The organism is Serratia sp. CY27727, from assembly GCF_052169275.1.
Lineage (GTDB): Bacteria > Pseudomonadota > Gammaproteobacteria > Enterobacterales > Enterobacteriaceae > Serratia > Serratia sarumanii.
In genome coordinates this window covers 250,389-275,297 of sequence record NZ_JBJNLB010000002.1, presented here as the reverse complement: position 1 = coordinate 275,297, position 24,909 = coordinate 250,389, and the positions used below count along the sequence as shown (strand labels likewise).

19 protein-coding genes, 1 tRNA gene, 1 other RNA gene and 1 pseudogene are annotated in these 24,909 nt (G+C 61.1%); 15 read left to right on the top strand and 7 right to left on the bottom strand.

Translation table 11 applies throughout. The features are described from left to right. Window positions 1-176: 176 nt before the first annotated feature. The 7 genes and pseudogenes from mepS (at window position 177) to yejF (ending at window position 8,383) form a co-directional block, all read left to right on the top strand. A complete protein-coding gene (gene mepS, locus ACJ8HB_RS06215; protein WP_033635277.1) occupies window positions 177-752 on the top strand; it encodes a bifunctional murein DD-endopeptidase/murein LD-carboxypeptidase in 576 nt (191 codons plus the stop codon). Between the two features lie 12 nt (window positions 753-764). Then, a complete protein-coding gene (locus ACJ8HB_RS06210) occupies window positions 765-1,013 on the top strand; it encodes a hypothetical protein (protein WP_125460721.1) in 249 nt (82 codons plus the stop codon). Window positions 1,014-1,164: 151 nt separating this feature from the next. Further along, window positions 1,165-2,750, top strand: a pseudogene (locus tag ACJ8HB_RS06205) (cyclic di-GMP phosphodiesterase). Window positions 2,751-2,839: 89 nt separating this feature from the next. Further along, window positions 2,840-4,648, top strand: a complete 1,809-nt coding sequence (locus tag ACJ8HB_RS06200; RefSeq protein WP_039565061.1) for an extracellular solute-binding protein — start codon at window positions 2,840-2,842, stop codon at window positions 4,646-4,648. A gap of 9 nt (window positions 4,649-4,657) precedes the next feature. Then, entirely contained in the window at window positions 4,658-5,749 is a 1,092-nt protein-coding gene (locus ACJ8HB_RS06195; RefSeq protein WP_094859985.1) for a microcin C ABC transporter permease YejB, read from the top strand. Then, a complete protein-coding gene (locus ACJ8HB_RS06190; protein ID WP_015378535.1) occupies window positions 5,746-6,771 on the top strand; it encodes an ABC transporter permease in 1,026 nt (341 codons plus the stop codon). Before ACJ8HB_RS06195 ends, ACJ8HB_RS06190 begins: the two co-directional genes overlap by 4 nt. 1 nt (window position 6,772) lies before the next feature. Beyond that, a complete protein-coding gene (yejF, locus tag ACJ8HB_RS06185; RefSeq protein WP_047571257.1) occupies window positions 6,773-8,383 on the top strand; it encodes a microcin C ABC transporter ATP-binding protein YejF in 1,611 nt (536 codons plus the stop codon). Between the two features lie 8 nt (window positions 8,384-8,391). Here yejF and ACJ8HB_RS06180 read toward each other — a convergent pair whose 3' ends face one another. The 3 genes from ACJ8HB_RS06180 to rsuA all read right to left on the bottom strand — a co-directional run bounded on the left by ACJ8HB_RS06180 (window position 8,392) and on the right by rsuA (window position 11,282). Continuing rightward, a complete protein-coding gene (locus ACJ8HB_RS06180) occupies window positions 8,392-8,736 on the bottom strand; it encodes a YejG family protein (protein ID WP_004935763.1) in 345 nt (114 codons plus the stop codon). 594 nt (window positions 8,737-9,330) lie between these two features. Then, window positions 9,331-10,527: a Bcr/CflA family multidrug efflux MFS transporter gene (locus tag ACJ8HB_RS06175; protein ID WP_025303559.1), complete on the bottom strand. Its 1,197-nt coding sequence runs from the start codon at window positions 10,525-10,527 to the stop codon at window positions 9,331-9,333. Between the two features lie 41 nt (window positions 10,528-10,568). Then, the gene (gene rsuA / locus ACJ8HB_RS06170) at window positions 10,569-11,282 is read right to left on the bottom strand and encodes a 16S rRNA pseudouridine(516) synthase RsuA (protein ID WP_033648013.1); all 714 of its coding nucleotides are present in this window, start codon (window positions 11,280-11,282) and stop codon (window positions 10,569-10,571) included. Window positions 11,283-11,599: 317 nt separating this feature from the next. Here rsuA and ACJ8HB_RS06165 point away from each other — a divergent pair, with 317 nt between their 5' ends. Both ACJ8HB_RS06165 and rplY read left to right on the top strand, forming a co-directional pair. After that, window positions 11,600-13,357, top strand: a complete 1,758-nt coding sequence (locus ACJ8HB_RS06165; RefSeq protein ID WP_047571255.1) for a DEAD/DEAH box helicase — start codon at window positions 11,600-11,602, stop codon at window positions 13,355-13,357. A gap of 162 nt (window positions 13,358-13,519) precedes the next feature. After that, the gene (gene rplY / locus ACJ8HB_RS06160; RefSeq protein WP_004935776.1) at window positions 13,520-13,804 is read left to right on the top strand and encodes a 50S ribosomal protein L25; all 285 of its coding nucleotides are present in this window, start codon (window positions 13,520-13,522) and stop codon (window positions 13,802-13,804) included. A gap of 84 nt (window positions 13,805-13,888) precedes the next feature. Here the strand turns inward: rplY and yejK are convergent, their stop codons facing one another. Further along, a complete protein-coding gene (yejK, locus tag ACJ8HB_RS06155; protein ID WP_039565050.1) occupies window positions 13,889-14,896 on the bottom strand; it encodes a nucleoid-associated protein YejK in 1,008 nt (335 codons plus the stop codon). Window positions 14,897-15,106: 210 nt separating this feature from the next. Between yejK and ACJ8HB_RS06150 the strand changes: the two genes are divergently transcribed. The 4 genes from ACJ8HB_RS06150 (at window position 15,107) to ACJ8HB_RS06135 (ending at window position 17,444) form a co-directional block, all read left to right on the top strand. Then, window positions 15,107-15,334, top strand: a complete 228-nt coding sequence (locus ACJ8HB_RS06150) for a YejL family protein (RefSeq protein ID WP_004935782.1) — start codon at window positions 15,107-15,109, stop codon at window positions 15,332-15,334. A gap of 9 nt (window positions 15,335-15,343) precedes the next feature. Next, window positions 15,344-17,125, top strand: coding sequence for an LPS biosynthesis-modulating metalloenzyme YejM (yejM, locus tag ACJ8HB_RS06145; RefSeq protein ID WP_047571252.1), 1,782 nt, complete (start codon window positions 15,344-15,346; stop codon window positions 17,123-17,125). 78 nt (window positions 17,126-17,203) lie between these two features. Then, window positions 17,204-17,280 (top strand) — tRNA-Pro (locus tag ACJ8HB_RS06140). A gap of 34 nt (window positions 17,281-17,314) precedes the next feature. Then, a non-coding RNA gene (locus ACJ8HB_RS06135) (RtT sRNA) lies at window positions 17,315-17,444 on the top strand. 47 nt (window positions 17,445-17,491) lie between these two features. Here the strand turns inward: ACJ8HB_RS06135 and ttrA are convergent. From ttrA to ttrB, 3 genes are read right to left on the bottom strand one after another with little or no spacing between them, the layout of a single operon-like run. Next, window positions 17,492-20,563, bottom strand: a complete 3,072-nt coding sequence (ttrA, locus tag ACJ8HB_RS06130; protein WP_094859986.1) for a tetrathionate reductase subunit TtrA — start codon at window positions 20,561-20,563, stop codon at window positions 17,492-17,494. Further along, complete coding sequence (gene ttrC, locus ACJ8HB_RS06125) at window positions 20,556-21,581, bottom strand: tetrathionate reductase subunit TtrC (RefSeq protein WP_047571250.1); 1,026 nt, start codon at window positions 21,579-21,581, stop codon at window positions 20,556-20,558. Before ttrC ends, ttrA begins: the two co-directional genes overlap by 8 nt. Beyond that, complete coding sequence (gene ttrB, locus ACJ8HB_RS06120) at window positions 21,578-22,315, bottom strand: tetrathionate reductase subunit TtrB (RefSeq protein ID WP_047571248.1); 738 nt, start codon at window positions 22,313-22,315, stop codon at window positions 21,578-21,580. Before ttrB ends, ttrC begins: the two co-directional genes overlap by 4 nt. A 229-nt stretch (window positions 22,316-22,544) precedes the next feature. Between ttrB and ttrS the strand changes: the two genes are divergently transcribed. After that, a complete protein-coding gene (ttrS, locus tag ACJ8HB_RS06115) occupies window positions 22,545-24,263 on the top strand; it encodes a tetrathionate respiration histidine kinase TtrS (protein WP_202394186.1) in 1,719 nt (572 codons plus the stop codon). Continuing rightward, window positions 24,238-24,837: a tetrathionate respiration response regulator TtrR gene (gene ttrR / locus ACJ8HB_RS06110; RefSeq protein ID WP_047571245.1), complete on the top strand. Its 600-nt coding sequence runs from the start codon at window positions 24,238-24,240 to the stop codon at window positions 24,835-24,837. Before ttrS ends, ttrR begins: the two co-directional genes overlap by 26 nt. Window positions 24,838-24,909 lie beyond the last annotated feature (72 nt).

The window sequence follows — 24,909 nt, the reverse complement described above, 5'->3', positions numbered from 1 at the left end:
TGCGTTTGTGCCTGGTTTAAGTCGAATCAGTATGGAATCCGATAAAAATGTGCGTTCTCGCACGTTTTCAACGGTAACTGGTTGTCGATGCAACAGGTGCGGACTAGGCTCGTTTCGTTTGGCATTTTTCAGGTAGCGACTTTCGTCGTTAAGGACTTCAAGGGAAAACAACAACAATGGTCAAATCTCAACCGTTTCTGAGATATTTTTTGCGGGTAGTCCCTGCAATTGCCGCTGCGGTTATGCTCTCCGCATGCAGCTCGACTCACACTTCGAACTTGAATAACGCACAAACTGAGATGCGTGCAGTTAATGACAAAGACGGTCTTTTACTGCAAGCCTCTCAGGATGAATTCGAAGCGATGGTCCGCAACGTTGACGTCAAGTCAAAGATTATGGATCAGTACGCGGACTGGAAAGGCGTTCGCTACCGTTTAGGCGGTGACAGCAAGCGCGGCATCGATTGCTCGGCGTTTGTTCAGCGCACCTTCCGCGAACAGTTCGGCATGGATTTACCGCGTTCTACCTATGAACAGGAAGATCTCGGCAAGAAAATCCAGCGCACCAAGCTGCGCGTCGGCGATTTGGTGCTGTTCCGCGCCGGTTCTACCGGGCGCCATGTCGGCATCTATTTAGGTAACGATCAGTTCGTTCACGCCTCCACCAGCAGTGGGGTCATGATTTCCAAGCTGACCGATAACTATTGGAATAAACGTTATCGAGAAGCGCGCCGGGTGTTGACCAACGGTTAACGGCGCAATGCCTTGAAGATCCTGAATACCAAACGAGCGATAAGCGCCGCCTACGGGCGGCGTTTTTTTTGGTTGTCTAACAGATATCATCAAGATTGCTCCCTGCCTTATCGCCATCTTTCTCCGCTTAACGCTGCCGCACGCCATTATTTTGATAAACTGTTGGCAGGAAATCGCGCCATCGAGGAAAAACTCGCCTATTATCGTCAGATGACGGCAACGGCGCCCCGGCGTTATTTAAAACGTTTCCGCTTAAAATAAGCGCATTATATTTCTGTCGGCGACGCCGCATATTTAAACAACGCCGCCGGTTGGTACGGGATAAAAAGGCAAAAATGAAAAAAAAGCCGTTGGCACAATCCATTAAATGGCTGCGCGACACCCCTGACGCCCTGTTGCAGAGGACTCGGTTATGGGCTTGAAAAGAGCTTTTGCCCGCAGCGTGTCTCACCGACAGCGCAGCCTGGCTAAAAGCGGCGTCGCCGCCCTGGTATTTTTTACGCTCTTCACCGCGGTCACGCTTTCTTTGATTAACCACCAGCGCACGCAATATCAACATAAGGTCGAAGCGCGCACGCAAAAGTTCACGCTGGGTTATATCTCGCACCTGAAGACGGTGATGCAGCAAATGATGCCGCTGCTGGCCAAGCCTTGCCTCTCAAGCCAGTCGGATATTACCTACCAGGCGGCCTTTACCAGCGGCGTGCGCACCTTCCTGTTGGTGAAAGACGGCTACGCCTATTGCTCTTCCGCCACCGGCGACATGATGTTGCCGATGAAAAATCTCTACCAGGATATCGACTGGAATCTGGCCCTGGATCTCAAGCTGCAGCAGGGCACGCCGATCGTGCCGAACAAACCGGCGGTTGCGGTTTGGCTGCGGCATCCCGACGAAAAGGCCACCGGCATCCTCGCTACGCTGGACATCGATCTGATGCCCTATCTGCTGTTCACCTCGCACGACGAACAGGCGCCGGGCATCGCCATCGTGATGGGCAACCGCGCGCTGACCACCTTCAGCCCGAACCTGATGCCGGTCGATCAGTTGCCGAAGGGCAAGGCGGATAAACTGACGCTGCCCAATCTGCCGCTGACCATCCTGTTCTACAACGAGAAACTGACCCCCAACGACATTCGCCTGACGCTGCTGGGCAGCCTGGTGCTGTCATTGATGATCGGCGTACTCTGCTATTACATGCTGCTGCTGCGGCAAAGCCCGGAACGCGCACTGCTGCGCGGCATCAAGCGCAACGAGTTCTTTATCGAATACCAGCCGGTGTTCCATACCGACAGCAACAGCATCGGCGGGCTGGAAGCGCTGATCCGCTGGCAGCATCCGATCGAAGGCCGCATCCCGCCCGACGTCTTTATCCCCTACGCCGAAAGCAACGGGCTGATCGTGCCGCTCACCCGCCACCTGTTCAGGCTGATCGCCGAAGATGCGCCGCAGCTCGCCAAAGCGCTGCCGCGGGTGGCAAGGTCGGGCTCAACATCTCCCCCGCCCACCTGAGCGCGCCGTCGTTCCACCAGGACGTGTATGAACTGTTGACGCAGCTGCCGGGCGATTACTTTACGCTGGTGTTTGAAATCACCGAGCGCGGCATGGTGGAAGAAGAGAGTGCGCTGGCGGAGTTTGACTGGCTGCACAAACAGGGCATCGAGATCGCGGTGGACGATTTTGGCACCGGGCACAGCGCGTTGATCTATCTTGAGCGCTTCACCATGGATTACCTGAAGATCGACCGTGGCTTCGTCAACACCATCGGCCAGGACACGGTCACCGCGCCGGTGCTGGATGCGGTGATCTCGCTGGCGAAAAAGCTGAAAATGCTGACGGTGGCCGAGGGCGTGGAAACCGCCGAGCAGATGCAGTTCCTGCAAGAACACGGCGTTAACTTCATGCAGGGCTACTACTTCAGCAAGCCGCTGAGCATCGACAATTTCGTCGCTTACTGCAATGCTCATCAGGTCTTTGATTATCAGGAAAAAAATAGTTAGTCTTTAAGCATCTTTACCCTGCGCCCGCCCGAAGAATGTTATGCTGGGCGCAGGTTGTACTTTATTCCACAGCAGGAGCTTACCGTCTGATGTCCGTGCGCATTTTCGCTGCTCTGGTGCTCTCGGCACTGAGTTTCGGTCTGCGGGCCGAAGCCCTCAACGAAAGCTACGCTTTCGCCCTTCTCGGTGAACCGAAATACGCCACCGACTTCAGCCATTTCGACTACGTCAACCCGGCGGCACCCAAAGGCGGCGACGTGCGGCTGGCGGCCATCGGCACCTACGACAACTTCAACCGCTTCGCTACCCGCGGCGTGCCCGGCGAGCGTACGATGGAGCTGTACGATACGCTGTTCACCAACTCCGACGACGAACCCGGCAGCTATTATCCGCTGATTGCCGAATCGGCCCGTTTCCCGGCCGACATGCGCTGGATGGAGTTGGATATCAACGCCCGCGCCCGCTTCCAGGACGGCAGCCCGATCACCGCCGCCGATGTGGCCTTTACCTTCAATAAATTCATGACCGAAGGCGTACCGCAGTTTCGCTCCTATTACAAAGGCGTCACGGTCAAGGCCATTTCCCGGCTGACGGTGCGCATCGAGCTGCCTAAAGCCAACCGTGAGCAAATCCTCAGCCTGCTCAGCCTGCGCGTATTGCCGGAAAGCTTCTGGAAAAACCATAAGCTCAACGAACCGCTCAGCACCCCGCCGCTCGCCAGCGGCCCGTATAAAATCGCCGATTACCGCCTCGGCCAATACATCACCTACCAGCGAGTGCGCGACTACTGGGCCGCCAACCTGCCGGTGAACCGCGGCCGCTACAACTTCGACAGCATTCGCTACGATTATTACCTGGACGATAAAGTATCGCTGGAAGCCTTCAAGGCCGGCGCTTACGATTTCCGCATCGAGCCGTCACCCAAAAGCTGGGCCACCCAGTATCAGGGCGGCAACTTCGCGCGCAACTACATCATCAAGCAGGATGAGACCAATCAGGCGGCGCAGAATACCCGCTGGCTGGCGTTCAACCTGCAAAAACCGCTGTTCGCCGATCGTCGGGTACGGGAAGCGATCGGCCTGGCTTTCGACTTCAACTGGATGAACAAGGCGCTGTATTACAACGCCTATCAGCGCGCCGACAGCTATTTCCAAAACACCGCCTACGCCGCCCGCGGCTACCCGGACGCCGCCGAACTGGCCTTGCTGGCGCCGCTCAAAGGCCAGATACCGCCGGAGGTGTTTACCAGCATCTACCAGCCGCCCTCCTCCGACGGCAGCGGCAACGATCGGCAAAACCTGCTGAAGGCGACCCAATTGCTGAAAGAAGCCGGTTGGGTGGTCAAAAATCAAAAGCTGGTCAACGCCAAAACCGGCCAGCCGTTCACCTTCGAACTGATGCTGCTGAGCGGCAGCAACTTCCAGTACGTATTACCCTTCCGCCACAACCTGCAGCGGCTGGGCATCGAGATGCAAATTCGCGAAATTGACGCCTCGCAGTACACCCGTCGCATGCGTGAACGCGATTTCGACATGATGTCGACCGTATATATGGCGATGCCGTTCCCCAGCGCCGATCTGCAAATCCTGTGGGATTCGCAGTACATCGATTCCAGCTACAACACGGCCGGCGTCAAAGATCCGGCGGTCGACAGCCTGGTGAGGCAAATCGCCGCCCATCAGGGCGACGAAAAGGCCCTGTTGCCGCTCGGCCGCGCGCTGGATCGGGTGCTGACCTGGAACAACTACATGCTGCCGATGTGGTACTCCAACCACGATCGTTACGCCTATTGGGACAAGTTCTCCACGCCGTCGATCCGCCCGGCCTATGCGATCGGCTTCGATAACTGGTGGTACGACGTCAACAAGGCGGCGCGTTTACCGGCTCAACGGCAATAAGGAGTCGGAATGGCGGCCTATCTGATACGCAGACTGTTACTGGTGATCCCCACGCTGTGGGCGATCATCACCATCAACTTTTTTATCGTGCAAATTGCGCCCGGCGGCCCGGTCGATCAGGCCATTGCCGCCATTGAGCTGGGGCACGGCAGCGGTTTTGGCAGCGGCGGCGTCAGCGAAGGCCTGGGCCATGCCCGGGCGGGCATCGCGGCTGGCGACAGCCAATACCGCGGTTCGCGCGGTCTGGATCCGGAGGTGATCGCCGAGATCACCCAACGTTACGGTTTCGATAAACCGTTGCACGAGCGCTACTTCACCATGCTGTGGAACTATATGCGCTTCGACTTCGGCGACAGCCTGTTTCGCGGCGCCTCGGTGATGCAGCTGATCGGCCAGAGTCTGCCGGTCTCCATCACGCTGGGCCTTTGGAGCACGCTGATCATCTACCTGGTGTCGATCCCGCTCGGCATCCGCAAGGCCGTCCACAACGGCAGCGCGTTCGATACCTGGAGCAGCACGCTGATCATCATCGGTTACGCCATTCCGGCTTTCCTGTTCGCCATCCTGATGATCGTGCTGTTCGCCGGCGGCAGCTACCTCGACTGGTTCCCGCTGCGCGGCCTGGTCTCCAGCAACTTCGACACCCTCTCGTGGCCGGCGAAGATCGCCGACTACCTGTGGCACATCACGTTGCCGGTGCTGGCGACGGTGATCGGCGGCTTCGCCACCCTGACCATGCTGACCAAAAACTCGTTCCTCGACGAGATCCGCAAGCAGTACGTCACCACCGCCCGCGCCAAGGGGCTGAATGAGAAAAAGATCCTGTACCGCCACGTGTTCCGCAACGCCATGCTGCTGGTGATCGCCGGTTTTCCGGCCACCTTTATCAGCATGTTCTTCACCGGCTCGCTGCTGATTGAGGTGATGTTCTCGCTCAACGGCCTGGGGCTGCTGGGCTACGACGCCACGCTGCAGCGCGACTACCCGGTGATGTTCGGCACGCTGTATATCTTCACCCTGATCGGCCTGCTGTTGAATATCCTCAGCGATATCACCTACACCCTGGTCGATCCGCGCATTGACTTCGAGGCCCGCCAATGAGCCGCCTTAGCCCGATCAACCAGGCGCGCTGGGCGCGCTTTCGCCGCAACCGCCGCGGCTACTGGTCGCTGTGGATCTTTTTGGTGCTGTTCACCCTGAGCCTGGCCGCCGATCTGATCGCCAATGACAAACCGCTGTTGGTGCGTTATGAAGGCCGGTTGTACCTGCCGTTTATGATTAGCTACAGCGAAACCGCCTTCGGCGGCGAACTGAATACCGAAGCCGACTATCAGGATCCGTTCGTGCAGCGGCAGATCGAACGGCACGGCTGGGCGGTGTGGGCGCCGATCCGCTTCAGCTACGACACCATCAACTTCGCCACCGAAGTGCCCTTCCCCTCGCCGCCTTCGCGTCACAACCTGCTGGGCACCGACAGCAACGGCGGCGACGTGCTGGCCCGGGTGCTGTACGGTTTTCGCATCTCGATGCTGTTCGGCCTGGCGCTGACGCTGTTTTCCAGCCTGATCGGCGTGTGCGTCGGCGCGACGCAAGGGTATTACGGCGGGCGTTTCGATCTGTGGGGGCAGCGCTTTATCGAAGTGTGGTCGGGCATGCCGACGCTGTTTCTGATCATTCTGCTGTCGAGCATCGTCCAGCCCAATTTCTGGTGGCTGCTCGGCATCACCATCCTGTTCGGCTGGATGAGCCTGGTGGGGGTGGTGCGCGCCGAATTCCTGCGCACCCGCAATTTTGACTACATCCGCGCCGCGCGCGCCATGGGCGTGCCGGATCGCGTTATCATGTCCCGCCATATGCTGCCCAACGCCATGGTGGCGACGCTGACCTTCCTGCCGTTTATCCTGTGCGGCTCGATCACCACCCTGACGTCGCTCGATTTCCTCGGTTTCGGTCTGCCGATCGGTTCGCCGTCGCTCGGTGAGTTGCTGCTGCAAGGCAAAAACAATCTGCAGGCGCCGTGGCTCGGCATCACCGCCTTCCTGGTCTTGGCGGTGCTGCTGTCGTTATTAATCTTTATCGGCGAAGCGGTGCGCGACGCCTTTGACCCCAGCAAGGCGCATTGATATGGCCACTCCTTTGCTCGCTATTCAGGATCTCAGCATCGCCTTTCGCCAAGGCGACACCGTCACGCCGGTGGTCAACGAACTCTCGCTGCAAATCGCGCCGGCGGAAACGCTGGCGCTGGTAGGGGAATCCGGCTCCGGCAAAAGCGTCACCGCCCTGTCGATACTGCGCCTGCTGCCCGCGCCGCCGGTGGTTTACCCTGCCGGCGACATTCTGTTCAACGGCGATTCGTTGCTGCATGCGCCGGAAGCGGCGCTGCGCAAGGTGCGCGGCAATCAGATCGCGATGATCTTTCAGGAGCCGATGGTGTCGCTTAACCCGCTGCACACCATCGAGAAACAGCTGGCGGAAGTGCTGATGCTGCACCGCGGCCTGCGGCGCGATGCCGCGCGCGCGGAGATCGTCGAGTGCCTGGAGCGCGTCGGCATCCGCCAGGCCAAAAGCCGGCTGCAGGACTATCCGCATCAGCTGTCCGGCGGTGAACGCCAGCGGGTGATGATCGCCATGGCGGTGTTGACTCGACCGAAACTGCTGATCGCCGACGAACCCACCACCGCGCTCGACGTCACTATCCAGGCGCAGATCCTGACGCTGCTGCAAGAATTGAAACGAGAGATGGACATGGGGCTGTTGTTCATCACCCATAACCTGAATATCGTGCGCCGCCTGGCGGACAACGTGGCGGTGATGCGCCAGGGGCGCTGCGTGGAGCAAAACGCCCGCGCGCGGCTGTTCAGCCGGCCGCAGCATCCTTACACGCAGCAGCTGCTGGCCGCCGAAGACGTCGGTGAACCGCTGCCGTTGCCTGCCGCGGCCAACGGGCGCCCCGGCGACGAGCGGCCGCTGCTCAAGGTGGAGAACCTGCAGGTGCGCTTCCCCATTCGCCGCGGCCTGCTGCGCCGCACGGTGGATTATCACTATGCATTGAAATCATTGAGTTTCGAGCTGCGTGCCGGGGAAAGCGTGGGGCTGGTGGGAGAATCCGGCTCGGGCAAAAGCACCACCGGGCTGGCGCTGCTGCGCCTGTTGGCCTCGCAGGGCGCCATCTGGTTCGACGGCGAACCGCTGCATCCGCTCACGATGAAGCAGATGCTGCCCTACCGCAGCCGGATGCAAATCGTCTTCCAGGATCCCTATTCCGCCCTGAACCCGCGCCTTAACGTGCAGCAAATCATCGCCGAGGGGCTGGAAGTGCACCAGCAGCTTAGCGCCGAGCAGCGGGAACAGCGCGTGATCGAGGTGTTACAGGAGGTCGGCCTGGATCCGCAGCTGCGCCACCGCTATCCCACCGAGTTTTCCGGCGGGCAGCGCCAGCGTATCGCCATCGCGCGCGCGCTGATCCTGCAGCCGCAGCTGCTGATCCTCGACGAGCCGACCTCTTCGCTGGATAAATCGGTGCAGGCGCAGATCCTGACGCTGCTGAAATCGCTGCAGCAACGCCACCGGCTGGCTTATCTGTTCATCAGCCATGACCTGCAGGTGGTGCGTTCGCTATGCCACCAGGTCATCGTGCTGCGACAGGGAGAAGTGGTTGAACAGGGAGACTGCCGGGCGATTTTCGCGGCGCCCGCCGCCGACTATACCCGTCAACTGCTGCAGTTGGCGGATTAGCGGCGAATTCAGAAGGGGTACTGTGCGCTGAGCGGTTCGGCGATCGCGGCGCCGACGTTTTTCAGGCGGCACATGGTGGCGCTCTCGTCGCTGCGCTGCACGAACAGGCAAGGCTCTCCTTCCCATTCGACAATCGCGCAGTCGACCTGAATCTCCTGCAGCGACAGATTGAGCTGTTGCATTACCTGCCAGGCCTCGGCCCCTTCATGGCTGAGCAACTTCAGCCCAATCAGGTTGTTATCTTCGTCTATTCCGTTAAACGGAATCGGTTCGACCTTCACGCCGGTGAAACCGGATAGCCAACGATAACTTTGCGGCAAGCGATGCACTACCGAAAGTTGGATACTCTCCACATGAAATCCCTAGTTTGAAAAGGTGAAACACTTTTACCTGACAGGGTTACTAAGTTATAGCCGTTGACTCCCGACTCTGCCGCGCACAAATGTTATTTAAATGTAAATTTTGCCGCAAACCATTAACCTGACCCCGTGCTTGCCGATGCCGCGCCATTTTTTGGCGCGCCGTGCGGTGTTATTTCACGGCATTTTGCGACTCAGCTCGCATTTTTGCGTTATATGTAACCCTTTCCCGCAGCGATCTCAACTCTTTTTTCTTGCAATGCGACTACTTTTCCGTCGCCATATTTTTACATTGAAGAAACATTTCACCCGCCACGTTAGCGCAGCCTCTCCTGCTAATGCCTTGATTTACATCAATCCTAATACAAACCACTCGCGCGGCGCAGCCGACAGAACGCCGCGCCTCCCGGGGAATATCGGGCGGCACGATGGCGGAGTTTTTTAACAAAAAGCACACAGATGGGAAAATGACCGATTAATTAGCAGGCATATATTTAGCAACAAATTATTCATTGCCGGTTGCACCCTGAAATGGCAGGGCGCAACCCCATGACGCTGCGGGGCGAAACGCCCCGAGTCGGGAGAACGTCAGGCTGCGCGATCGCGCGGCCGGCTGGCGTAAACGTAGAACAGCACCGCCACGATGCTGCACAGTGCCATCGAGGTGACCATTGGCCAGGCGCTTTTGCCCGGCGCCATCGACAGCACCGCCCCCACCAGCGCGCCGATGCTGAAGCGCAACGTGCCGGCCAGGGAAGACGCGGTGCCCGCCATATGCGGAAAATCATCCAGGATCACCGCCATGGCGTTGGAGGAAATCATCGCGATGCACCCCAGGTAGACCGCTACGCCGATCACCAGCGCCCAGAAGCCCAGGCCGACGGCGCTTACCGCCAGCAGCCACAGCCCCATCGCCAGCTGCACCAGCAGCCCCAGCTTGAACATCTTGACCGCGCCAAACCGCCGCACGTTGCGGCTGTTAATCAGCGTCGTCAGGAACAGGAAGACGATGTTCAGCGCAAAATAGTAGCCGAAGTGCTGCGGCGAAACGTGGTTCAGTTCGATGTAGACGAACGGCCCGGCGCTGAGGAACGAGAACATGCCCGCAAACGAGAAGGCGCTGGCCAGCATGTAGCTCAGCACCCGCTTGTGGCGGAACAGCGAACCGAAGTTGCCCAGCGTGGTGCGCAGGTGGAACCGTTGTCGCCGCTCTTTCGGCAGCGTCTCCTTGATGAACAAGGCCACCAGCAGTGAACCGATCAGCGCCGCGGCGCCCATGGTCCAGAAGATGGCGTGCCAGCTGAACCACAGCAGCAGCGCACCGCCGATCATCGGCGCCAGCAGCGGCGCGATGGTCATCACCAGAATGACGAACGACATCATGCGCGAGAACTCATCCTTGGTGAACATGTCGCGCATCAGGGCGTTAATCACCACGCTGGCGGCGGCGGCGGCCAGACCGTGCAGGAAACGCAGCCCGATCAGCTGATCGATAGACTGCGCCATGGCGCAGGCGCAGCCGGCGATGGCAAAGATCAGCGTTCCCCACAGGATCACCGGCTTGCGGCCGATGCTGTCCGACATCGGCCCATAGAACAGCTGCCCGAAGGCAAAGCCGAGCATATAGGCGCTGAGCGTCATCTGCACGCTGCCGGACTCGACGCCAAACTGGGCGGCGATCACCGGCATACTGGGCAAGTACATGTCGATCGCCAACGGCATCAACATGGACAACAGGCCCAGAATGAAAATCAAACCGAGATGAGAGGTTCGGTTCTGTTGCACGTTCCACGACTCCTTAATCGGCCGCAATCAATGATCGGTTATCAGTCCTGCAGGTGCGGCGCACCCACGCTGGCGATCTCTTCTTCGGTCAGTGGGCGGTATTCACCCGGCGCCAGATCGTCATCCAGCACGATGGCGCCGATGCGCTCACGGTGCAACTCGATCACCCGGTTGCCGACGGCGGCGAACATCCGCTTCACCTGGTGGTAGCGCCCTTCGCTGATGGTCAGGCGCACCACGCGCTCGTCGACCTGCTCCAACGTCGCCGGCCGCGTCAGATCTTTCTCGTTGTGCAGTTGCACCCCTTCGGCGAAACGCTGCGCGGTGTCTTCCGCCAACGGGTGCTCCAGCGTGACCAAATAGGTTTTCTCGCAGTGGTGGCGCGGCGACGTGACGCGGTGCGACCACTGGCCGTCGTCGGTCATCAGCACCAGCCCGGTGGTGTCGATATCCAACCGCCCGGCGGCGTGCAGCTTGTACGCGACCGGCTCATCGAGGAAATACAGCACCGTCGGATGATCGGGATCGTCGGTGGAGCAGACGTAGCCCTGCGGTTTGTTGAGCATGAAATAGCGCGGGCCGTTCTGCTGCTGCAGCGGATTGCCGTCGAACGCCACTTCTTGCTCCGGGGTCAGTTTGATCGCCCCGCTCTTCACCACCTCACCGTCAACGGTGACGCGTTTAGCCCGAAGTTCGCGCGCGACCAGCGCACGGCTGATGCCTAACTGCTGAGATAAAAACTTGTCCAATCGCATGGGATCTGCTTTGCCTGTCGTTGTTATGATCGCATTGATCGTATTGCCAAAATATGACGCCCGCCGTTGCACCGGGTGCAAATGGCAGGTTCAGGGGGGAAATCGCGTGGGGGAACAGCGATTGCTGTCACACGAGTATAGCGGCACAACGCGTTGCCCGACAGGGGTAATTTTCACGCTTCTCGCACCGCGCGCGCGCAGAAGGCATAATAATGGAAATTTTTCGGCCGCCCGGGCGTAAAATGTCACGCTTTCTGTGGGAACAGAGGTGACAAAACCGCTTCCCGGCGGCCCATTCCAACCTACGGCGTTCATTTATGGCCTTTACCCTACGCCCCTACCAACTGGAAGCGGTCGAAGCCACCATCAATCATTTCCGGCGGCACCCCGAACCGGCGCTGATCGTGCTGCCGACCGGCGCCGGCAAAAGCCTGGTGATCGCCGAACTGGCGAAGCGCGCCCGCGGGCGGGTGCTGGTGCTGGCGCACGTCAAGGAACTGGTGGCGCAAAACCACGCCAAATACTGCGCCTACGGCCTGGAAGCGGACATCTTCGCCGCCGGCCTGCAACAAAAAGAGAGCGCCGGCAAGGTGGTGTTCGGCAGCGTGCAGTCGGTGGCGCGCAACCTGCCGCTGTTCGACGGCGCCTTCTCGCTGCTGATCGTCGATGAATGCCACCGCATCAGCGACGACGACGACAGCCAGTACCAGCAAATCATCCAGCATTTGCAGAAAACCAACCCGCAGCTGCGGCTGCTGGGGCTGACCGCCACGCCCTATCGCCTGGGCAAGGGCTGGATTTACCAGTATCACTACCACGGCTTCACCCGCGGCGACGGCGCCAGCCTGTTTCGCGACTGCATCTACGAGCTGCCGCTGCGCTACATGATTAAGAACGGCTTCCTGGTGCCGCCTGAGCGGCTGGACATGCCGATCGTGCAGTACGATTTCAGCCGGCTGGAGGCCAGAAGCAACGGCCTGTTCAGCGAAGCGGATCTGAACCGCGAGCTGAAGCGGCAAAACCGCGTCACGCCGCATATCATCAGCCAGATTGTAGAGTACGCCCAAGATCGCAAAGGGGTGATGATCTTCGCCGCCACCGTCGAGCACGCCCGCGAGATCCACGGCCTGCTGCCGAACGGCGAGACCGCGCTGGTCAGCGCCGAAACGCCGCCCGCCGAGCGCGATGCGCTGATCGAGGCGTTCAAACAGCAGCAGCTGCGCTATCTGGTCAACGTAGCGGTATTGACCACCGGCTTCGACGCGCCGCACGTCGATCTGATCGCTATTCTGCGCCCGACCGAGTCCGTCAGCCTGTATCAGCAGATCGTCGGCCGCGGGCTGCGGCTGGCGCCCGGCAAGGAGGATTGCCTGATCCTCGACTACGCCGGCAACCCGCACGATCTGTTCACCCCGGAGGTCGGCGTCAGCAAGCCGCACGGCGACAGCCAGCCGGTGCAGGTGTTCTGCCCGGCCTGCGGCTTCGCCAACCTGTTCTGGGGCAAGTGCACCGAGAATGGCGATATCATCGAGCACTACGGCCGCCGCTGTCAGGGCTGGCTGGAAGACGACGACGGCCACCGCGAACAGTGCGATTACCGCTTCCGGTTCAAGAGCTGCCCGCACTGCGGCGCGGAGAACGACATCGCCGCGCGCCGCTGCCATCAGTGCCAGGAGGTGCTGGTCGATCCCGATGACATGCTGAAGGCGGCGCTGAAGCTGAAAGACGCGCTGGTGCTGCGCTGCGGCGGCATGGAATTGCAGAGCGGCCGCGACGACAAGGGCGAATGGCTGAAGGCCACCTATTACGACGAGGACGGCACCAGCACCAGCGAGCGTTTCCGCCTGCAAACGCCGGCGCAGCGCAAAGCGTTCGAAATGCTGTTCCTGCGCCCGCACCAGCGCGCGCCGGGCGTGCCGTTCGCCTGGCACACCGCCGCCGACGTGCTGGCGCAACAGCAGGCGCTGCGCCATCCGGATTTCGTGGTGGCGCGCAAACGCGGGCAGTTTTGGCAGGTGCGCGAGAAAGTGTTCGATTATCAAGGCCGTTTCCGCCGCGCCAATCAGTTGGCCTGAGCGAACGACCCTCAATCTGGGCAGGTTTTCGTTGCCCTGCAGGCGGCTTTCCGTTAAAATGCCGCGCGCTTTACCTGGGCCTGCCCAGCGTTAAAGCGGAATTCCGAACTTGCTACTTGGGTCGCCTGTAGCAGGGTAAATTTTCTTTTAAGAGAAAAAACAATGTTCACTATCAATGCAGAAGTACGTAAAGACCAGGGTAAAGGTGCGAGCCGCCGCCTGCGTGCAGCAAACAAATTCCCAGCTATCGTTTACGGTGGCAAAGAAGCTGCAGTTTCCATCGAATTGGACCATGATTCTGTCAAGAACATGGAAGCTAAACCAGAATTCTACAGCGAAGCAGTAACTCTGGTTATCGACGGTAAAGAAACCAAAGTTAAGGTTCAGGCTGTACAGCGTCACCCGTTCAAGCCAAAACTGGCTCACATCGACTTCGTTCGCGTTTAATCGCTACGTTTTCGAACCTTTCGGGACGCCGAAATAAAGAACGCCGCAATTGCGGCGTTTTTTATTGTCTGCGATTCGGCGCGCTTACTTGCCGCTGCCGGTCCGGCGCTGCAGCTGATCGCGCAGATTCGGCGGCGTGCCTCTGATGGTCAGGGTGTCGGTGGCCGCATCCCAGAAAATGCGCTCGCCCAGCAGCATGGCGTCGAAGTTCAGGCTGATGCCGCCGCCGCTGCCGGCGAATTTGGTTAGTTGGCGCAGCGTGCCGCGATCCGCCGGGAAGCTTTCTTCCAGCTCATACCCTTGCTCGCTTGAGAACTGCATGAAGTCTTTCTCGCCGACCGGCGACAGCTCCTGCGACAGCGCCTGCAGCTCAATCTCTTCGCCCGCCTGCAGCTGTTCGTTGCAGTAGCTGTACACCTGCTGGCGCACTGACTGGCGCTCGTTCTTGTCCAGCTGCGCATCGGCGCAGTAGTCGTCCACCGCCTGCAGCAGCCCACGGTTTTGCGCCTTGGTGTCCAACCCTTCGGACGCCGCCAGGAAATCCATGAAGAAGTCGGCGACCTTGCGGCCCACGCGCCCGCGCAGGAAGGTCAGGTAGCGGGTCGATTCCGGGTTGGTTTCCCATTCGGTCAGATCGATGCGCGCGACGATATCGGCGTTGTTGATGTCCAGATAGTGCGTGGTGTTGATATCCAGCTCTTCGTTGACGCGCATGCTGTTACGGCTGTTCAACACCGCGATCAGCAGATACTCCACCGCCAGATAACGGTATTGGCCGAACAGTACCACGCCGCCTTCGGCGAACGGATACTTCGCCAGTTCGTCGCGCAGGCGGCCAGTCGCCGCGCGGCTGAAGGCCAGAAAGTCCTTATCGTCCTTGCGGCAGGTGCGCAGCGCTTCCGCCAGCTCGCTGCCTTCGTTGAACAGGCCCAAGGCCTTGCTCTTGGCGCTATAGACGCGATGCAGTTCCGTCATCATTTCTTCCACCGCCGCGTTGGTGGGAAGCAAGGAATCGCGCAGCACCACGTCCAGCGTTTGCTCGTCGCGTTTCACCAACTGGTGCAGAGCGATCTGGTCGATATCCAGACTCATGGTAAATCCTCCTGTTCTTTAGGCGCGTATTCAAACACTGAAGGCCCCGCCCTGCAATACTAAAAACCGCGGCAAACCGGAAAGGCGCTGCGAGGGGCAGCCCCGGCGCGGGCGAACAATTTCCCGAATGACAGGAAGTGATAAAAGAGCGGAAAATCACTGCCCTATACGGTAAGATAGGGCACTTTGCAGATTACTAAGCGCAATTTTATGCCACAATCATCCCGTTACAGTGACGAACACGTTGAACAACTGCTCTCAGAGCTGGTCAATGTTCTGGAAAAACACCATACCCCCACCGATCTTTCCCTGATGGTGCTGGGCAATATGGTCACTAATTTGATCAACACCAGCGTTGCCCCCGCGCAGCGGAAAACCCTGGCGAGATCGTTCGCGGAAGCCCTGCAGGCTTCTGTCCGTGAAGATAAAGCACATTAATATTGACTTATGGTGACAAACCGTCAGCGTTATCGTGAAAAAGTCTCCCAGATGATCAGCTGGGGGCACTGGTTCGCCTTATTCAACATTTTGCTCGCCCTTGGGCTGGGCAGCCGTTACCTGTTTGTCACCGACTGGCCCGCATCCCTGCTGGGCCGGGTTTATGCCTTTGTCAGCCTGCTGGGGCATTTCAGCTTTATCGTGTTCGCCGGCTATTTGCTGGTGATCTTCCCGCTCACCTTCGTGGTGATGTCGCAGCGGCTGCTGCGATTTATTTCCGCCGCGCTGGCCACCATCGGGCTCACGCTGTTGCTGGTCGACAGCGAAGTGTTCTCCCATTTCCACCTGCACCTCAATCCGGTGGTGTGGGATCTGGTGGTCAACCCGGACCAAAGCGAACTGTCGCGCGACTGGCAACTGATGTTCATCTGCGTGCCGGCGATCTTCCTGGTGGAGATGCTGTTCGCCACCTGGAGCTGGCAGAAGCTGCGCAGCCTGAACCGCCGCCGCTTCGGCAAACCGCTGGCGGCGCTGTTTATCAGCGCCTTTTTCGCGTCGCACCTGATTTACATCTGGGCCGACGCCAACTTCTATCGCCCGATCACCATGCAGCGAGCCAACCTGCCGCTCTCGTACCCGATGACCGCGCGCAAGTTCCTCGAAAAACACGGCCTGCTCGACCAGCAAGCGTATGAGCGCCGCCTGATGCAACAGGGCAATCCGGAAGCGGTGGCAGTAGAGTATCCGCTCAGCGATCTCAGCTACGGCGATAAAGGCAGCGGCTATAACCTGCTGATGATCGTGGTGGACGGCATTCGCGCCAAAGACGTGGCGCAGGACATGCCGGCGCTGACGCGCTTCGCCCAGGAAAACGTGCGTTTCAGCGATCATTACAGTTCGGGCAACCATGCCGATACCGGGCTGTTCGGCCTGTTCTACGGCATTTCCCCGACCTATCTGGACAGCGTGCTCGCCGGCCGCAAGCCGTCGGCGCTGATCGCTGCGCTCGGCGATCGGGGCTACCAGCTGGGGCTGTTCTCCTCCGATGGCTTCAACGCCAGCCTGTACCGTCAGGCGCTGTTGACCGACTTCTCGCTGCCGACGCCGGCGCCGCAAAGCGACGCGCAAACCACGCAGCAATGGCAGCGTTGGCTGGCCGATCAGGGTAGCAAAGAGCCGTGGTTCTCCTATATCAGCTTCAGCGGCGCCGAGGCTGTCGAAGGCGACAAAACCCCGGCTCCGGCCGACTTTATTCGGCGCTATCGCACCGGCGCGCAAGACGTGGACGCCCAGATAGCCCAGGTGCTGGACACCCTGAAACAGCGCGGCCTGCTGGATAAAACCGTGGTGGTGATCACCGCCGAGCACGGCGTCGAGTTCAACGACAGCGGCAAAGGCCAATGGGGCGCCGGCACCGGCTTCAACCAGGCGCAGCTGCAGGTGCCGTTGGTGATCCACTGGCCGGGCACCCCGGCGCAGACCATCAGCAAGCTGACCGGCCATAACGACGTGATGCGCACCCTGATGCAACGATTGCTGCACGTGAAGACCGCGCCGAAAGACTATTCGCAGGGCGAAGATCTGTTCACCGCCCAGCGCCGCAACGACTGGATCGCTACCGGCGATGGCAATCAGCTGGTGATCATCACGCCGACGCAGACGCTGATGCTGGACAACAGCGGCAACTATCGCGTCTACGATCAGAACGGCGATGAAATAAAAGACGAGAAACCGCAGCTTGCTCTGCTGTTGCAGGTGCTGACCGATGTAAAACGCTTTATCGCCAACTAACTGCTTAAAACTAAAGCAATCAAGAGGCGAGGCGCTTGCATTAACATCGGGAATCGGTAGTATGATTTTTCATAGCGTCGGCATGTAGCGCAGCCTGGTAGCGCACCGTCATGGGGTGTCGGGGGTCGGAGGTTCGAATCCTCTCATGCCGACCAAATTCAAAAAAACCTGCTGTTACAGCAGGTTTTTTTTCGTCTGCACACTGAGAGGATGAGAATCTCCGAAGGAGGTTTGAGCCGAACGTAGTGAGACCACGTTGCTTTAGCAACGGCCCGCAGGGCAAGCATCGAAGATGCGCATAATCCTCTCATGCCGACCAAATTCAAAAAAACCTGCTGTTACAGCAGGTTTTTTTTCGTCCGTCGTTTACGCGGAAAGCTTGACGATCGCCGCTGGAATCCCCTGGCGCACCGCCGCACCGGTCACCCAGTCCAGCCAGGTGTTCGGCACTTCGCGCGTCGGATCGGCAAACCCCAGATCGTTGAGATTGATGCCGGCGGCAATGCGCTTATCCATCGCCAGCGGCTCGCCGTCCAGGTAGTGCTGGCTGGCGCCCATCTCCCGGTGGCCGTAGCCGTGTTCCACCGCGATCACGCCGGGCATCACACCCGCCAGCAGACTGATCTGCGCCTCCCGGCTGCCGCCCGGGGTGCTGATGCTCACCCAATCACCGTGTTGAACGCCGAAACGCGCCCCGTCCGCCGGGTTCAGCGCCACCAGGTTCACCGGCTTCACGTCGTGCAGGCGCCGGATCACCGCGGTGGAGCTGCTCATCACATTGGATTTGAAGGACATCAGCCGCAGCGGCCACTGCCGCTCAGGGTAGAGTTCTTCCACCGCACGGCCGTCAGACAAACGCGCCGGGTAGCAGGTTGGGCAGCCGCTGAAACGCTCGCCGGTAATCGCATGCCGGTGCTTCGCCACTTCCGCATTCCAGATCTGCAGCGGCTTCTCCCAGCGGTTGCCCACGCTGCCGTCGCGGCGGCCGCTGTCATGACCGGCGAAGCGGCCGCCGCGGCTGTAGATAAACGCCACGCGGCCGATCTCATCGGCGCGCAGCGTCTGCGCAAGCTGCGGCAACAAGCGATCGACGCCGCTCAACGCCAGCTCTTCCTCCCTCACGGCCGGCACCGGCGCCTTGCCGGCAAACGCCACGTTGGCGGCGGCGCGCAGATAATAATCCTCGGCGCGGTTGAGCGGCAGCAGCCCGCCCCGGCCGTCGCCGATAGCGCGATCGCCGAACCCCGGCAGCGCCAGGCGTTTGGCGACGGCGATGCAAAACGCCTCCATGGAGATCGGCTGCCCTTGCGCCGTTTTCGCGGTCGCCGGCGTCACTATCGGCCAGCGCGCAGTGGTGGCCTTGCTGGCGACGCCGCCCCAGGGGGCGCTGAATCCCCAGCTCTCAAAGTTATGGGTGTCCGGGACGATATAGTCGGCCAATGCCGTCGTTTCGTTGATAAACGCATCGATGGCGATAAACAGCGGCAAACGCGCCGGATCTTTCAGCCGCTCTTCCGCCACGCCGCGCAACCCGGCGATACCGTACAGGGGGTTGGTCATGTTCGAGATCCAGGCTTTCAGCCCGTACGGATATCCCGCCAGCGCCGACGTCAGCAGCTCGGTCAACTGCCCGGCGACGAACGGATACCAGGGCGCCCTGGCCGGCCAGGGCGAAACGCCCGCCGCCACTTTTTCGCGGTATTCGTCGGAGGTTTCATAGGCGGCCTTGCTGCGCGCGATATTCAACCCCTTCGGTTTTACCAGGCCGGGAAACTCGACCAGGTTATAGCGCGGCCCCTCGGCGAAACCGTTGAATTTGCCGCCGCCGACGAACACCCCGCCCGCCAGGCTCAGGTTACCGATCAACACGTTGAGCATCATCACCGACCAGGTATTGTAAAACCCGTTCGCCGCCATCATCCCGCCATGGGCGATCACCGCCGCCTTGCGCCCGTGGGCGGTAAAGGCCTCGGCCAGCGCCGCGATGCGCGCCACCGGTACGCCGCATTCCCGGCTGTAGGCTTCCGGCGACAACTTGTCGGCCGCCTCTTTCAGACACTGAAAGCCGCTCTTCACCGCCACCTGCGCGCCGTCGAGCAGCGTCACCGTGCGGGTTACCCACAGCTCGGCGCTGTCGCACGTCTCGGCCGCCACCAGTTCCCCCGCGCCGTTGACCACCAGCGGCGACGCCGACTCGGCGCCGTTCAGATGGGCCTGCGTCAAATGCTGCCCCGCCAACGGGTGCTCGCTCTCGGCGATCACCAGATGCGTGGCGTTGGTCCAACTCTTCTCGCCGGCGCGTTGCATGGCCGCCTCCGACGGGATGGCGAGATAACCGGCCTGATAACGCCGATTGTCGAGGATCCAACGGATCATCGCCATCGCCAGCGCCGAGTCGGTGCCCGGCAGTATCGGGATCCAATGGCCATGATCGTCCGCCAGCGTGGTGGTCAACGGCAGCGCCGGCGCCACTACCGCGTAGCGGAATTCGCTGCGCAATCTGGCGCTGGCCAACTGCCGGGCCTGACGCTTGAACGGGTTGCCGGACTGCGCCGGCGAGGTGCCCATAAACAGCGCGAATTCGACCTGTTCCCAGTCCGGTTTCACGTGCGGATTCTTGTCCAGATCGTTCATCAACGCGCCGGAACCGGCGCGGTAGGCCAGCCCGCAGTAAGCGCCGTGCGCGCCGAAGTTTTTGCTGCCGAAGCTGTTCTGGGCGAAGCGCCGCAGGAAGCTGTCGCGCCCGTCATCACCGGCGTTGGTCACCAGCAGCTGATTGGCTTTCGGCCCCAGCCCCGGCTGTCGGGCATCGATCGGCGTTTCCAGATCGCGGATCGCCCGCAGGCCGTCCACATGCCCCTCGCCGAACAGATCGCCGCCCTCCACCACTTCGGCGATCAACTGCTCGAAGCTGATGCGCTGCCACTTGCCCTCGCCGCGTTTGCCGACGCGTTTCATCGGCTCCAGCACGCGCAGCGGGCTGTAAAGCCCCTCCAGCAGCGTAGCGCCCCGCGCGCAGGCGGTGGAACGCGCGTCAAGGCCGCTCTCCCCGCCCAGCTGCGCCAACGCGTCCTGCAGCGGCAACGCAGAATCGAGGTGCCGCTCCTGAGACAGCGGATGATACGGGTTGCCGGCGATACGCAGTACCCGGTCGGTCTGCCTGTCCACCCGTATCCGCACGCCGCATTGCGTCCAGCAACCGAAGCACTGGGTCATCGAGATGGCCTGCTGCGGATTGCCTTGCCATTCCGGCATAGCCCGCCCTTCGGGCTGCAGAGAGTTGCCGTTGATGCGATCCAGAGTCACGCGCCCTGAGGTGCCGTGAATCAAGCCGTCGATCGCCCGTTTGGCGACCTCGCGATAGCTCAGGCCGAAAGCGGACAGCCCGCCGAAGGCCAGGCCCACTTTCAACCACTGACGCCGGGTGAGTTTAGCCATGTTGTTTTCTCCGCAGTAAAAACGCCTGTGCTTCACGCACCATGATCATTAACGCCAGCCACAGCCCGAAAGTGCCGACGATCGCCAGCAAGCCATCGGTACCAAGCGGCAGGCTATAGGGGGAATAAGACGCGTTGTATTTCGGGATGGTTTGCACTTCGATCAACAGCGTCCAGCGCATCAGCCAGCTCAGCCCCAGCGCGCCGGCCACCAGCAGCGGCGCGCCGCCGCGCGGCAAACGTCGATAGGCCGCCCAGGCGGCCCACGCCAGCGCCAGCCCCCACAGCGCGATCCAGCCGGCAGCATACTGGCGCGCCGTCGCCTGCGTCTGCAGCCAGTGGTGTACCGCCGCGCCGGATAGCGTATCGCCGCACACCCACAGCAGGATCGCCCCGCCGAGCGGCAGCAGCGTCAGCAGCATCCCGCGCGCCAGCGGCGCCTGCAGGCCGGGCCGTTTGCGCATCGCCAACAGCAACAGAGCCAAGAGCGCCTGCAGCGCGCTGAGGAACATCACGATCGGAAATGCGTAGCTGAACCAGATTGGGCGGGCGCGCACGACGGAAACCTCGCGCCCGGTGTACAACAGCAGGCCGATAGCCACCAGCGCGCAGGCGGGCGCGATCCCACGCAACAGCGCAACCGGTCTGCCCGTCAGCCGTGTAAATTCAATCGCGATAAACCACAGGCCGATCAGCAAGGTAAACAACGGCAAGAACAGCGCGCCCCACGGCATCCACGACCAGGGCGTCGGGTAGGCGTAAAAATGCCAGAAACGGGCGGTTTGATGCAGATCGGCGGTCAACGCCAGCGGCGCGGTGATGGCGCACGTCAGCCCGATAAACAGCGCCGCGCGCTCCAAATGTGCGGCGTTGTCTCCACCGCGCCAGCGCCACACGCAGGCCAGCAGCGCGGCGCAGGCGGCAATGCCGATAAAGAAGAAATATTGCACGGCCCACGGCAGCCAGCTCACCGCCTGCGGCTGGCTCAAAACCTCTGCGATCATCAGTTGGCGGCTCATCGTCCCTCTCCCCATAAGGCGACCTGCGCCCGCCCCGGCAGCGGCGTGACGAAGGCGTCATCCAGCCCCAGATAAAACACGTGGGGCGCGGTTTGGTTCTCCGGCTTGAGGACTTTGATCTCGGCCTCGTGACGCCGCAGCAGCTTGCTCAGCGTGCTGTGCGGATCGCGCATATCGCCGATGATCCGCGCCCCGCCCACGCACGACTCCACGCATGCCGGCAGCAATCCCGCCTCCAGCCGGTGTACGCAGAAGGTGCATTTGTCCGCCGTTTGGGTGGCGTGATTGATAAAACGGGCATCGTACGGGCAGGCCTGCACGCAATAGGCGCAACCCACGCAGCGTTTGTTGTCGACCACCACGATCCCGTCCTCGCGCTGGAAGGTGGCCTGCACCGGGCACACCGGCACGCAGGGCGGGTTGTCGCAGTGGTTGCACAGCCTGGGCAGCAGCACGTTGGTCGCCACCGCTTCGTCTGCGAGGCTGACCTGGTACTGGTTTACCGTGGTGCGAAACTCCCCGTGCGGCGTCTGGTTTTCAATGGCGCAACTGACGGTACAGGCCTGGCACCCGACGCAGCGCCGCAGATCGATCAGCATCGCGTAGCGGCGGCTGGCATCCCCCTCGCGCCGCGTCGGCGCTAACGTCAGCCCGGCCTCCGCCACGGGGATCAGCGAAGCCCCCGCCGTCAACACGCCCAGCCGCTGCAAAAACTGCCGTTTACCGAAATCCATGCGCCTCTCCCACGCCCTGGGCATCACCCCGATCACGCTATTGATGCCCGTTAGATGAATAAACAATGTCGATGATTTACAGTGTAAAAATGACATTGGGCTCAGCTCTATTGTGGTTAACCACATACCGAACCCAACGTTGATCTAAAACAAGTGGCGGCAGGCAAATTGCCCATCAGGAGGGGCCGTGAGGGTCGTGTTATTACTGCTGTTCAGTCTCAGCTGGGGGATGGCGGCACAGGCGGGCGAGTGGGCGATCGGCGTGCTGGCGATGCGCGGCGATGCGGCGACCGAGCGTGACTGGCAGCCGCTGATCGACAGGCTCAACGGCAGCGTCGGCGGTGAGCGCTTCCACCTGCGGCCGCTCGATCTGGCGCAGATGCGTGAAGCGGTCAATCGGGGCAGCGTGCAGTTCGTGGTCACTAATCCGGCGCAGTTTGTGCAGCTGAACAGCCACTATCATCTGCGCTGGCTGGCGTCGTTGCGCGCCGCCAACGGCGATCGGGCAACGGGCAACATCATCGGCAGCGTGATTCTGGTGCGGCGCGACAGCGGCATTACGACGCCGCAGGCGCTGATGGGAAAAACGGTGGGCGCCATCGATCCGCAGGCCTTCGGCGGCTATCTGACCGGCTATAAGGCGCTCAGCGACGCTGGCATACGGCCCGAGCGCGATTTTCACCTGCGCTTTACCGGCTTCCCTGCCGACGCCCTGCTCTATCTGTTGCGCGAGCGCGCCATTCAGGCCGCCATCGTCCCGGTCTGCCTGCTGGAGAAAATGGGCAAGGAAGGCCTGATCAACCCGGCGGATTTTCGCCCGCTGCTGCAACAGGCCACGTCGGCTCCCTGCGTCACCAGCACGCCGCTTTACCCCAACTGGTCGTTCGCCGCCCTGCCCGGCCTGGATAACTCACTGGTGGATGCGGTGGCGAGGGCCTTGCTGACCGCACCGCCCCAGTCTCCGTTCCTGTGGGGCGCACCGGCCTCGACCAGCGAGGTGGAAGCGCTGCTGCGCGCCGTCAATCAGCACCCGGAACAGCGGCGGCTGTGGCTGGATATCAAGAGCTGGCTGATCCAGCATCAGACGGCCGTCGGCCTGTCGCTGGCGCTGCTGGTGCTGCTGATCGTCAACCATATCTGGATCGCGCTGCTGGTACGCCGACGCGGGCGACAGCTGCTCCGCGCCGACGAGCAACTGCGGCGGCAGGAACGGGCGCTGGAAAACGCCAGGCAGCTGAACGTGCTGGGGGAGATGGCCTCCGGCTTCGCGCACGAGCTCAACCAGCCGCTGGCGGCCATTCGCCACTATGCGCAGGGCTGCCTGATCCAACTGCGCAACACGGACGCCGGGCATCCGCTGCTGGGGCCGCTGGAAAATATCGACCGGCAGGCGCAGCGCGGCGGCGAGACGATTCATAACCTGCGCCAGTGGGTGCAGCCCACCGCGGAGGCGATAGACCAAACGCGCTGGCGCCCCACCGCGGTAAGCGAAACCGCCGAGCGGGTGTGGACGCTGCTGCGCCTAGCGCAGCGCTATCCCGACCTGACGTTGTTCAATAACGTGGCGCCTTCGCTGACGCTAACCCTGCCGCCGGCGCTGCTGGAACAGTTGCTGGCGAACCTGCTGCTGAATGCGGCGCAGGCCGGGGCCAATGCCGTCTGGCTTTCCGCCGCCAAGAGCGAACGGGCGATGGAGTTGCATCTGCAGGACAACGCGGGCGGCATGACAACGGCCGGGCTGGAACAGGCTTTTCGCCCCTTCAACACCACCAAGGCCGGCGGCATGGGGCTGGGGTTAGCCATTTGCCGGCGCCTGGCCCGCTATGGCGGCGGCGAAATCCGCCTGGCTAACCGCCCGGCTCCCGACAGCCGCAACGGGCTGTGCGTAACGCTGCATTTCATATTGGATAACGAGGAAAACCATGTCGCTAATTTATCTGGTGGATGATGACGTCGCCGTCACCGACGCCTGCCATTTTTTGCTGACCAGCCTCGGCCACGGCGTGCAATGCTGGAATGACAGCGCCGATTTTCTGGCGCAGGCGGACCTGTTTCAGACCGGGATCGTCTTGCTGGACATGCGGATGCCGAAGCTCGATGGTCACCAGGTTTACGGGGAGCTGCGCCGCCGCGGCAGCACGCTGGCGGTGGTGTTCCTGTCCGGCCATGGCGACGTGCCGATGGCGGTGGAGCAGATGAAGTACGGCGCGGTGGACTTCCTGCAAAAACCGATCGCCGCTGAACCGCTGATCGCCGCCCTCGAACGGGCGCAGCAGGTCTCCGCCGAGGCCTGGCAACGCCATGAAACTTGCGGCCGCTACCGCACGCTCACGCCGAAAGAACGCGACATTGCGCAGCTGGTGGTGCGGGGCATGATGAACAGGGAAATGGCTGAGCGGTTGAATATCGCCCTGCGCACCGTGGAGGTTCACCGGGCAAAAGTGATGGAGAAAATGCAGGCCGCCAGCCTGGCGGAATTGGTGATTCAGCTGCAGGATTTACCACACTCCGCGCAAGAATGAACGCATCATGCAAAATTCCACGCCCCCTCTTGCCAACCGGTCTTCCTCAGGCCAGAATACTGTACATTAAAT

Coding starts and splice junctions, on each gene's coding strand:
- yejK (WP_039565050.1), bottom strand. CDS start 14,896: ATGAGTCTGGATATCGACCAGATCGCTCTGCACCAGTTGGTGAAACGC.
- ttrC (WP_047571250.1), bottom strand. CDS start 21,581: ATGAGCCGCCAACTGATGATCGCAGAGGTTTTGAGCCAGCCGCAGGCG.
- ttrB (WP_047571248.1), bottom strand. CDS start 22,315: ATGGATTTCGGTAAACGGCAGTTTTTGCAGCGGCTGGGCGTGTTGACG.
- yejM (WP_047571252.1), top strand. CDS start 15,344: ATGGTGACAAACCGTCAGCGTTATCGTGAAAAAGTCTCCCAGATGATC.
- ttrR (WP_047571245.1), top strand. CDS start 24,238: ATGTCGCTAATTTATCTGGTGGATGATGACGTCGCCGTCACCGACGCC.
- mepS (WP_033635277.1), top strand. CDS start 177: ATGGTCAAATCTCAACCGTTTCTGAGATATTTTTTGCGGGTAGTCCCT.
- ACJ8HB_RS06150 (WP_004935782.1), top strand. CDS start 15,107: ATGCCACAATCATCCCGTTACAGTGACGAACACGTTGAACAACTGCTC.
- ttrA (WP_094859986.1), bottom strand. CDS start 20,563: ATGGCTAAACTCACCCGGCGTCAGTGGTTGAAAGTGGGCCTGGCCTTC.
- rsuA (WP_033648013.1), bottom strand. CDS start 11,282: ATGCGATTGGACAAGTTTTTATCTCAGCAGTTAGGCATCAGCCGTGCG.
- ttrS (WP_202394186.1), top strand. CDS start 22,545: ATGGCGGCACAGGCGGGCGAGTGGGCGATCGGCGTGCTGGCGATGCGC.
- ACJ8HB_RS06165 (WP_047571255.1), top strand. CDS start 11,600: ATGGCCTTTACCCTACGCCCCTACCAACTGGAAGCGGTCGAAGCCACC.
- ACJ8HB_RS06200 (WP_039565061.1), top strand. CDS start 2,840: ATGTCCGTGCGCATTTTCGCTGCTCTGGTGCTCTCGGCACTGAGTTTC.
- yejF (WP_047571257.1), top strand. CDS start 6,773: ATGGCCACTCCTTTGCTCGCTATTCAGGATCTCAGCATCGCCTTTCGC.
- rplY (WP_004935776.1), top strand. CDS start 13,520: ATGTTCACTATCAATGCAGAAGTACGTAAAGACCAGGGTAAAGGTGCG.
- ACJ8HB_RS06195 (WP_094859985.1), top strand. CDS start 4,658: ATGGCGGCCTATCTGATACGCAGACTGTTACTGGTGATCCCCACGCTG.
- ACJ8HB_RS06190 (WP_015378535.1), top strand. CDS start 5,746: ATGAGCCGCCTTAGCCCGATCAACCAGGCGCGCTGGGCGCGCTTTCGC.